General features: G+C 36.6%; 9 protein-coding genes. 6 read left to right on the top strand and 3 right to left on the bottom strand.

Features of this window, described 5'->3' with window-relative positions:
- From AC1DJR_RS08265 to pheA, 5 genes are all read left to right on the top strand, one after another.
- Positions 1-492: ATP-binding protein (locus AC1DJR_RS08265; protein ID WP_477002370.1), on the top strand; the 492-nt coding region annotated here is incomplete at its 5' end.
- 93 nt (positions 493-585) lie between these two features.
- Positions 586-1362: an ABC transporter ATP-binding protein gene (locus AC1DJR_RS08270; protein WP_477002371.1), complete on the top strand. Its 777-nt coding sequence runs from the start codon at positions 586-588 to the stop codon at positions 1360-1362.
- Positions 1337-3259, top strand: coding sequence for an ABC transporter permease (locus AC1DJR_RS08275; protein WP_477002372.1), 1923 nt, complete (start codon positions 1337-1339; stop codon positions 3257-3259). Before AC1DJR_RS08270 ends, AC1DJR_RS08275 begins: the two co-directional genes overlap by 26 nt.
- Before the next feature lie 49 nt (positions 3260-3308).
- The gene (locus AC1DJR_RS08280) at positions 3309-5222 is read left to right on the top strand and encodes an ABC transporter permease (protein ID WP_429691863.1); all 1914 of its coding nucleotides are present in this window, start codon (positions 3309-3311) and stop codon (positions 5220-5222) included.
- 97 nt (positions 5223-5319) lie between these two features.
- Positions 5320-6171, top strand: a complete 852-nt coding sequence (gene pheA / locus AC1DJR_RS08285) for a prephenate dehydratase (protein WP_429687655.1) — start codon at positions 5320-5322, stop codon at positions 6169-6171.
- Positions 6172-6273: 102 nt separating this feature from the next.
- Here pheA and AC1DJR_RS08290 read toward each other — a convergent pair whose 3' ends face one another.
- The 3 genes from AC1DJR_RS08290 to AC1DJR_RS08300 all read right to left on the bottom strand — a co-directional run bounded on the left by AC1DJR_RS08290 (position 6274) and on the right by AC1DJR_RS08300 (position 8844).
- Positions 6274-6921: an MOSC domain-containing protein gene (locus tag AC1DJR_RS08290; RefSeq protein WP_429687656.1), complete on the bottom strand. Its 648-nt coding sequence runs from the start codon at positions 6919-6921 to the stop codon at positions 6274-6276.
- A 238-nt stretch (positions 6922-7159) separates the two neighbouring features.
- Positions 7160-7702, bottom strand: coding sequence for a transcription repressor NadR (locus AC1DJR_RS08295; RefSeq protein WP_002034157.1), 543 nt, complete (start codon positions 7700-7702; stop codon positions 7160-7162).
- Positions 7702-8844 carry an IscS subfamily cysteine desulfurase gene (locus AC1DJR_RS08300; RefSeq protein ID WP_107887405.1) on the bottom strand — a complete coding sequence of 381 codons (1143 nt, stop codon included), beginning with the start codon at positions 8842-8844 and terminating at the stop codon, positions 7702-7704. The genes AC1DJR_RS08295 and AC1DJR_RS08300 overlap by 1 nt, the downstream gene beginning before the upstream one ends.
- Before the next feature lie 305 nt (positions 8845-9149).
- Here AC1DJR_RS08300 and nadB point away from each other — a divergent pair.
- Positions 9150-10561, top strand: a 1412-nt coding sequence (gene nadB / locus AC1DJR_RS08305) for an L-aspartate oxidase (protein WP_477002373.1), incomplete at its 3' end; no start/stop codon positions are given.

Consider the following 10561-nt stretch of genomic DNA (forward strand, 5'->3'; position numbering starts at 1 on the left):
GTTATAGAGGTCATTCGAGATATTATTAATGAAAATCGGAAGTCGTTCATTCAATCTTCTGTATTTCCGAAAATGATGTTTGAAGAAGAGACTTGTATGATTGCGTCTGATAGAAAGTGGCTTAGTATCGCGATGAGCCAAATTGTTGTGAATGCAATTAAGTATACAAAAATTTCAGAAGCAGAGAAAAAAGAAATTCAATTTCAAATTGAAGAGAAAGATCAAAAGGTGTTATTACATATTAAGGACAATGGAATTGGTATTCCTGAGCAAGATGTAAAGCGTATATTTGATCCGTTCTTTACGGGAATAAACGGCCGTAAAACAAGGGAAGCGACAGGTATGGGTTTATATATTACGAAGGAAATCTGCGGTAATTTACATCATGGAGTGTATGTRCAATCRRCTGAAGGGGAAGGAACAACAKTYACGTTCCAATTTGCAAAAGATGAAGAATATCATACATTAATGAGAAAAATGACAAAACTGTAAGATAACAAAACGTTTTGTAAGGGAAATCACTCGTTTCTTTTTCTTATTTTTCTTATAGTAAATGTAAGAAGAAAACACRTAGGGGGATTAGAAATGAGTGTTCTTGAAGTAAAAGGRTTAACAAARGTGTACCAATCAAAAGGTTCAGTAGCGACGACTGCTTTAAAYGATATAAATTTTAAAATTGAAGAAGGCGAGTTTGTAGGGATTATGGGGCCTTCAGGAAGCGGAAAAACAACGCTTTTAAATTTATTAGCAACAATTGATAAGCAAACTTCAGGTCATGTGCTTGTAAATGGTGAAGAAATTAATCAAATGCGTGCTGCAAAATTGGCGGAATTTCGCCGTACACATCTAGGATTCATTTTCCAAGATTTCAACTTACTTGATACATTATCGATTAAAGAAAATATTATTTTGCCGCTTGTAATGGCGAAGAAATCTGTAAAWGAAATYGATGCGAAAGTACTTGAAATTGCGAGGTTTTTAAACATCGAAGAAATTTTAAATAAAAAAGTATACGAAGTATCAGGTGGACAACAACAACGTGCAGCAGCTGCAAGGGCGATTATTCATGAACCAACATTAATTTTAGCGGATGAGCCAACAGGAAACTTAGATTCTAAGTCAGCGAAATCATTAATGGGAGCACTTCAAGATTTGCATGAGCAAAAGAAAGTAACGATTGCAATGGTAACACATGATCCAGTAGCCGCTAGTTATTGCGAACGTATCCTTTTCATACGTGATGGAGAGATTTTTTCAGAAATACATAAAGGAAGAACGAAGCAAGCCTTTTTCCAAGAAATTTTAGACGTACTTGCGATGCTAGGAGGAGAATATCATGAACTTTCGCCAGCTCGCGCTTAATAACGTAAAAGGAAATTGGCGTAATTATAAAGCGTTTCTTATTAGTAGTTGTTTATCGATTGTCGTATTTTTCATGTATGCTTCCTTCATTTATCATCCAGATGTCGTAAGCGGTAATATTAGTATGAAGACGATGATTACAAAAGGGTTAGAATCGATGAATTATATTGTAGTCATCTTCTCAGCACTCTTTATTTTATATGCGAATTCAACGTTTTTACGAGCAAGAAAAAAAGAATTTGGCTTATTAACGTTAATAGGTGGAACGAAGTCTCAACTTGGCCGAATGATTATATTAGAGCAACTGATGTTAGGGAGTATTGCCATTGTAGTAGGTATTGGGATTGGAATGCTTTGTTCAAAACTWTTYTTCCAAGCAYTMAGYGTMTTAYTRAAAATWGATAAAACACTKCCGCTTGTGTGGAATRGWAAAGCAGTTYTKATTACAGYTGGCATATACTTTWTCCTCTTTTTAATACTATCATTGTTTAGTGTTTGGACAGTAGGCCGCTTGCAAATTATTGATTTATTAAGAGAGGCAAGAAAACAAAAAGTAGAACCTTTTGCATTTACATGGTTAGGGGTAATTGGTATAGGCTGTATTATTGCTGCGTATATACTTTGTTTCCAAGTAACAATTATGAATTTCATTATGTATTTCTTACCAATTGTCGGACTGACAATTGGCGGAACGTATTTACTRTTTACRCAAGGWAGTACAGTCGTATTAAAAGCAYTGCAAAAAMGAAAACAATCTTTTTATACGTATCCMAATATGTTYGTACTTAGCAATCTTATTTAYAAAATGAAAGATAATGCTCGTTTTCTATTTGTWATTTCTATYATTACGGCGGTTGTTTCTTCAGCRGTTGGTACGCTTTATGTATATTTTGAAAATATGAGTGCGAAAACGATAGAGCTTACACCGCATGCTATTTCATATGAGGAAAAGGGACTAAATACGCATAGCCTGATTAATGAAGAAAAAGAACAAGAGATTGTAAAAAAACATGGGTTTGAAGATGCACGAAAAGTAACTTACGTAAAACTACCTGCAACACAGAAAATAATGTTGTTTAACAGTGAACGTGAAGTACCAATGACGATTATTTCAGAAAAAGAATATAACGCGGAAGTACGTGAACAAAAGAAAGAGCAAATTACAGAGGTTCATAATGCACCAGGTAGTGCGACGATGGTTATGGTTGATGCAGCAAATGAACTTATGAAGATAGATCGTACGAAACCGTATGAATTTACAATCAACGGACAAATGCAGTCTGCTCAATTAAATGAGCCAACGTCATATTCTGTTTTTAATGATAGCGAATATCTCATTGTGAATGATCAAGATTTTGAGAAATACGAAAAGCTCGTACCAGATGAAGAAAAGACGAAATATTACGGTTATTATATTGAAGACTGGAAAAGTACGGAAGACCTTGTGCTAGATTTGAAAAAGGAAATTGCACCAGAAAAGCAAGGGGAATTGAGAAACGCAGTGTTCGCTTATAAAGATATAAGAGAAGGCGGAGCGATTACAATGTTCATCGGATTCTTCGTAGCAGTACTGTTCTTCTTCTTTGCGTGTAGCATGACATACTTTAAATGGTTTAATGATAAAGAACAAGATCGTATTCAATTTAAGTCATTAAAAAGAATTGGTATGACAGATAAAGAAATTCGTAAAATTGCAATTCGTCAAATGGGAGTTATCTTCTTTATCCCAATTTTAATCGGTACAATTCATAGTGGATTTGCTCTTCATACGTTAGGGAAAATGCTTTATATCGATTTATGGAAATCAGGTGCGATTGTAATAGGGGCTTATATTTTAGCTTCTGCCATTTACTTTATGATCGCGCAAAGAGGATATTTAAAACACGTGAAAAGCTAGGGAAACCTCTAGCTTTTTGCCTATGTAGTAAGGTACAGGAGGACGATAGATGAACATTCGGCAACTGGCGCTACAAAATATAAAGGGAAATTGGCGTAATTATAAAGTGTTTTTCTTAAGTAGTTGTTTTGCWATATTTGCTTCTTATGCATACATGTCTGTCATTGTACATCCGTATATGCAAGAGACGATGTGGTATCAAAATGTACGCTGGGGACTTATCATATGTAACGTTATAATTATTTCTTTTTTCGTYATATTTATTTTRTACTCTACTTCTATTTTCATAGAAGTACGTAAGAAAGAATTAGGGTTATATATGTTAATGGGAGCGACGAAGTCTAACGTAATAGGAGTGATTATGACCGAGCAAATATTGATCGGAATTTTCGCTAATATTTTCGGTATCGGACTTGGCATGATTTTTTTGAAACTCTTTTTTATGGTGTTTAGCATGTTACTTCGCCTTCCGAAAGCACTCCCTGTCATATTTGACATGAGAGCGATTGGTGTAACGTTTGTTATATATATGCTCGTCTTTGTTCTGTTATCTTTTATAAGTGCTTTACGTATATGGAATATAAAAATCATACGGTTATTAAAAGAATTTCGAACAGATAAACGRGAGAGGAAAACATCAAAGTGGCTTTGTTTATTCGGCTTTACTTGTTTAGGAACGGGATATGCGCTAGCGCTACAAGTGACGATGCCAACGATAGCATTATACTTTTTCCCTGTGTCTATACTTATCTTTTTTGGAACGTATTTTTCTTTTACACATGGTGTTAGCCAATTGTTAGAAGTGATAAAACGAAATAAAAAGATTATGTATACATATCCGTATTTATTTATAGTGAATCAATTGTCACATCGAATGAAGGAAAATAGTCGCTTTTTCTTTCTGTTGTCTATGGCAACAACGTTTGTCGTTACGGCGACAGGTACGGTGTTCTTATATTTTTCTAGCATGCAAGATATGTGGCGTGGCGGAGGAGTACACTCATTTTCATACATAGAAAAAGGTACTTCTGCTCATGAAGTTTTCGGGAAAGACAAGGTTGAAAACTTATTACATCAATATGGATATGATAATTTTCAATATATGAGTTTTGTTGGAGTGTATGCATCTTTTCAGTCCAATAAGGGAGAAACAGAGGTAGCACCGCTTATAAAGGAAAGTGAATACAATCAAGAGGCAAGAAAACAAAAACAGAAAATGTATTATCCTAAAAAAGGAACAGTTACACTTGTCTATTATAATAAACGCAATTATCCAAATGTATATAATCAAAAAGAGATTCAATTGCAAGTAATGAATCAAGCGTATCCATTCGCATTTAACGGTCAGAAAGAAGGGGTACAATTTAACCATCACCCTTCATACATTAATGGTCTGTTTTTTGTCATGAATGATGAAGATTTTAACAGTATAGCAAATACAATTCCGGATTCTGAAAAAATGATATATAGAGGTTACACATTACCAAATATCGAAAATACGAAAGAATTAAACGAAGATTTACGGAAACATATGAAACAAGATAATAATGATGCATTTCGAAGTAATATGGAGTTATATGTGAATATGAAAGAGTTCGGTAATCTTACTCTATTTGTAGGCTCATTCATTAGTATATTATTCTTCCTTACTTCATGTAGTATCGTATATTTTAAATGGTTTCATAATATTGCATCGGATCGTAAACAGTATGGTGCACTCTCTAAACTTGGGATGACAAAGGAAGAGGTGTGGAAGATTTCTCGTTGGCAATTATGTATGCTATTTTTTGCACCTATTATAGTAGGAAGTATGCATAGTGCAGTTGCGTTATATACGTTTCATAATACTCTCTTTATGGACGGTTCATTAAGAAAAGTAGGTTTGTTTATTCTGTTTTATATCGCTGCATGTATCATTTATTTCTTCTTCGCTCAAAGAGAATACAAGAAACATTTAGACTAGCGAATGCTAGTCTTTTTTTAATATTCGAAATTTACATAGAAGAATATAAAAAAGTATGGTATAACAGTAAGAAAACGAAAAAGAGAGGGAAAAGACGATGATTCGAGTAGGATATTTAGGACCAGAGGCAACATTTACAAATATGGCGGTGAGTCGTTTTTTTCCGGAAGCAGAGCATGTACCGTATCGAACGATTCCAGATTGTATTGATGCAGCCGCAAATGAAAACGTAGATTTCGCAGTTGTACCGTTAGAGAACGCCATAGAAGGTTCAGTTAATATAACGGTTGATTATCTCGTACATGAGCAGCCACTTTCCATTGTAGGAGAAATTACAGTGCCAATTCAGCAACATTTACTCGTACACCCGCAGTACGAAGAAGTGTGGAAAGAAGTATACGCTGTACATTCTCATCCGCATGCCATTGCACAGTGCCATAAATTTTTAAATGAGGAATTAAAAGGCGTAACTGTTCGAGATATGACATCAACAAGCGCTGCTGCGCAATATGTGAAAGAACATCCTGAAGAAAAAGTTGCCGCGATTGCAAATGAAGCAGCGGCAGAAAAATACGGATTAACAATTGTAAGGCGTGATATTCATACGCATAAAAACAATCATACACGTTTCCTTGTTCTCCATAAGAAAAAGAAAGCAGTACTCCCAAATAACGGAGAAAACCGAGGAGAGAAAACGACGCTTATGATAACGTTACCTGCTGATTACGCAGGGGCACTATATCAAGTGTTATCAGCTTTCGCATGGAGAAAATTAAACTTATCCAAAATTGAATCGCGCCCGATGAAAACAGGTCTTGGAAATTACTTTTTCTTAATCGACGTMGATAAAGCATATGATGACGTATTATTGCCAGGCGTAATGATGGAACTTGAAGCACTCGGGTTTTCTGTTACTGTGCTGGGGAGTTATTCTTCTTATTGGTTGTAAGGGGAGTGTTTGTCGTATTTTGTAGTTAAGTCGATATAATTTCGGTCGCTAGTATACCGTATGATAGATAAATAGAATCCCACCTATAAAAGGTGGGATTTATTATTTTAACTTCGCAAGACGATCCTCTAACTGACCACGCCAGATCTCGGCTAGTTCTTGTACAGCAAGAACCTTCTCAATGCCATCTTTATCTTTCCTATTATGAAAATAAATTTCGTTAGAGAACAAAACAGATACATTGTTTGATGGACGCTCTAATAATGTAATTTTAGAATCTTGACGTACAGTACCTTCTTGAAGAACACGACATAAATACCCAGTATATCCAGTTGCTACAATACGTGGCAAAATGCCAGGAATACCAAGGCGTTTTGAAATTGTGCTACAAGGTACTCTCGCTTGTGTAACTTGAATGATTGCTTCGCCTAGTTGATATGTATCTCCGATGCATACATCACGCTCTAACATATTTGTTACGGTAATGTTTTCGCCAAATGTGGAAGCCGGAAGTGTAGTTTGAAATTCCTCTTCCCATAGTGCGTAATGCTCGTGTGGGTACACGCAAACTGCGCGATCAGGTCCCCCGTGGTGTTTTAAATCCGCTACATCATCRCCACGGAATCCGTCTTTTGAGAGGAAGGCCTCTTCTGTAGGATCTTTACATATACCTGTTATCATTTCTTTATCTTCGCCATAGTTCATTTGTTTCGGCTTACCAGTGCTAAAGTGAACGAGTTCAATCCCCATATTTGATCCCCTTTACAATTGATTACAATATTATAACATTTACAAAATAAAAGCACAGAGAATGATAAAGTGAAACTTTAATCAGTGGGGGTTCTGTTCATCCCCCACTGATTATTAGTTGAACCAATCGGGCGTTTACGGGCAGTTGATCTCCCACCTAACTACCTTGCTCCAGCCGGATTTTGAGGTGGGAGTCTTACTGCCCGTTAATGCGGGATAAAAAACTCTGTGCTTTACATTAATAAACGAGAAATCCAGCGCGGTCTAGTGCCTCACAAGCGGCATCTAATTTCTCTTTAGAATCTGCTTCAATTGTATGTAAGTGAATACCATCTGTTAGTTGCGAAAGATAGGAAGCGTTTGTGTTTTCGATTTTTTGTAAATATTGCTCTACATCGAAGCGATTACTTACCATAATCGATGCTGTTAAGTCGCCGTATACAGGATGCTCAACTTTTACGTCTTTAATTGTAACGCCGTGGTCAACTAACATAGTAAGTTCTTGACGTACTTCTGCCGGTTTATGTTGGCATACGATTACGCGTTCAAAAGCTTGTTGTCTTGTTTGTGGCTTTAAATATAAATACCCTTGTGCAGTCGCAATAATTGGTTCATTTCGTGCTTTTAGTAAGGAAATGTCTTGAACGATAACTTGCCTACTTACGTTTGTCTTTTTAGATAGCTCATTCCCCGATAACGGTTCATTTGCAGCAAGAAGCCACTCGAGGATGAGTTGTCGTCTTTCTTCGCCTAAAATCTTTTTTTGATCATTTTGTTTCATTATGATTTAACACCTCTATAAAATTGATTTCCAATTGTGTGTAGTGCATGAATAGTTGTATCAATTTGTTCTTTCGTTGTGTGATGTCCGAAAGAAAAGCGGACATATTGTTTTGCCTCTTCATACGTTTTTCCAATTGCAAGCATTGTTTTTGAAGGGTCTTGTTTACCKACTTGGCAAGCACTTCCAGTTGAAATGGCTATACCATGACGGTTACATTCTAACATTGTATACTGACCTTCTATTCCTTTTATTGTAACCCCAATAATATGTGGTAAACAAGAAGTAGAATGTCCTTTCACTTCAATTTCTAGAGGAAGTGTTTGTAATTGCTCTAAAAAATAAGATCGTAATTGTTTAAAACGAAAGCTCTCTTCCTTTTGATTCTTTAATATATGCTCTGCGGCTGTTAAAAAAGCAGCGATTCCAGGAACGTTCACTGTACCAGGGCGAAAGCCTTTTTCATGAGAAGTTCCCGGAAATACTTGTTCCCAGCGAACTTGCGGATTTATATAGCAAGCTCCAACTCCTTTTGGTCCGTATATTTTATGGGCTGAAACAGAGAGGCTATCAATCTCCATCGCTTTAACGTCTATTGGAAGTTTACCAAACGTTTGAACACAATCCGAATGAAATAAAACATTATATTTTTTTAAAATTGCTCCGATCTCTGCAATGTTTTGAACGGTCCCGATTTCAGAGTTTCCGTGCTGTATACTTGCTAGAGCAGTATCTTCTGTAATAGCTGCTTCTAAATCTACTAAATGAATTATCCCACTTTTATCAACAGGAATCTCAGTAATAGTATAACCTTGCGATTGTAAGGATTGAAAATAACTTCGAATCGATGCGTGTTCCATAGGTGTCGTAATAATGTGCTTTCCATTTCTAGCATTTAGAAGGGATTGAATCGCAAGGTAGTTAGATTCTGAACCGCCGCTTGTAAAGAATACACCTTGTTCCTTACCCCCAATCATTTCTGCAAATGTTTCTCTACAAACTTGCAATAAAGATGATGCGCTTCCGCCGATATCGTGTAAACTTTGTTCATTTCCGAAATATTTCTTTGCTGCTTCTACATATGTTTCTAAAGCTTCTTCGCTCATAGGTGTTGTCGCTGCATAATCTAGATATATCATCATGTAATTTCCTCTCTTCAGTAAGAGTGACATTTGTCCCGCGTTAACGGGCAGTAAGACTCCCGCCTCAAAATTTGGCGAATGCGAGGAAGTTAGGTGGGAGTCGGGCTGCCCGTAAAAGCCCGATTGGTTCAACTAATAATCAGTGGGGGATGGACAAAACCCCCACTGATTAAAGTTTCACTTTATTTTCGTTTTTAGAATGGTAGTGAAAATAAGAATTGTAAAAAAACTCTTGTCATTATTTTAAAACTATGTAAATATAGGTGTCAAGACAGTTGGAAAGTGTAAGGTGGGAGGCAAGAATTATGCCAAGTGCAGATGTCTTGATTATTGGAAGTGGCGTTGCGGCGCTTCGTGTTGCGAAAGAGCTTTGTCACGAAAAGAATGTGATAATTATCACAAAAAAAACAGGACGTAATAATAATACACATTTAGCTCAAGGAGGAATTGCAGCAGCAGTTGCTACATATGACGATCCGAGTGGGCATTTTGAGGATACATTAGTGGCAGGTTGCCATTATAACAACGAAGAAGCAGTTCGTTATTTAGTTGAAGAGGGACCGAAAGAAATAAGTAAGCTTATTACGAATGGAATGAAATTTGATGGGGATGAAAAAGGGATCCACCTTGGTAAAGAAGGGGCGCATCGAAAACGGCGCATTTTACATGCCGGAGGAGATGCAACTGGTAAAAATCTATTAGAGCATTTAATACAAGAAGTAGTTCCGAACGTTACTGTCGTTGAGCATGAAATGGTRCTCGATTTTATTATAGAAAATAATAAATGCATAGGAGCTTTAACGCGAAATAGTGAAGGGAAGCTGAAGCGTTACTATGCTGATAATACGGTGTTAGCATCAGGAGGAATAGGTGGTTTGTACGCCTTTACATCGAATGATGAGACAATTACAGGCGATGGACTTGCGATGATATATCGAGCTGGGGGGGAACTTGTTGATTTAGAATTTGTACAATTTCATCCGACGATGTTATACGTGGACGGGCGATGTTGTGGTCTCGTTTCTGAAGCAGTCCGTGGTGAAGGAGCTGTCCTTATAAATGGAAAAGGACAGCGTTTTATGATGGATATACATCCCGGGAAAGATCTCGCACCGCGTGATGTAGTGGCAAGGGCTATTCATGAACAACTTCTTGCAGGTGAAAAAGTGTACTTAAACATCGAAACCATTCAAAACTTTGAACAACGTTTTCCGACCGTCTCATCATTATGTAAAAAGAATGGTATTGATTTAAAAGAAAATTCTATTCCGGTCGTACCGGGCGCTCATTTTCATATGGGCGGCGTGAAGACGAATTGTGACGGAGAGACGTCCATTTCAAACTTATATGCGGTCGGTGAAGTGGCTTGTAATGGAGTTCATGGTGCGAATAGATTGGCGAGTAATTCATTATTAGAAGGTCTTGTGTTTGGAAGACGAATAGGAAAACACATTTTAGCTAAGCCAGCAGAGGAAAGAAAAAATGTGCCGGAAGAGAGAGGGAAAAGTTTTATAGCTCTTAATGATTTACCGTTGAAAGAAGAAATACAAGAATGCATGATGAAATATGTTGGGATTGTGCGAACTGAGAAAAATTTATCATATGCTCAGAGATGGTTTAGTAGGTACGGTGTGCGAAATATGATCTTACAATATGATGCACTTACAAATGAAGAGATAACGCTTATTAATATGTTAACAGTTTGTGAGCTTATAAC

The organism is Bacillus sp. 05T31 (assembly GCF_056396725.1).

Excerpts from the sequence above, each read along its gene's own strand:
- AC1DJR_RS08295 (WP_002034157.1), bottom strand. The coding sequence starts at position 7,702 with ATGAAACAAAATGATCAAAAAAAGATTTTAGGCGAAGAAAGACGACAA.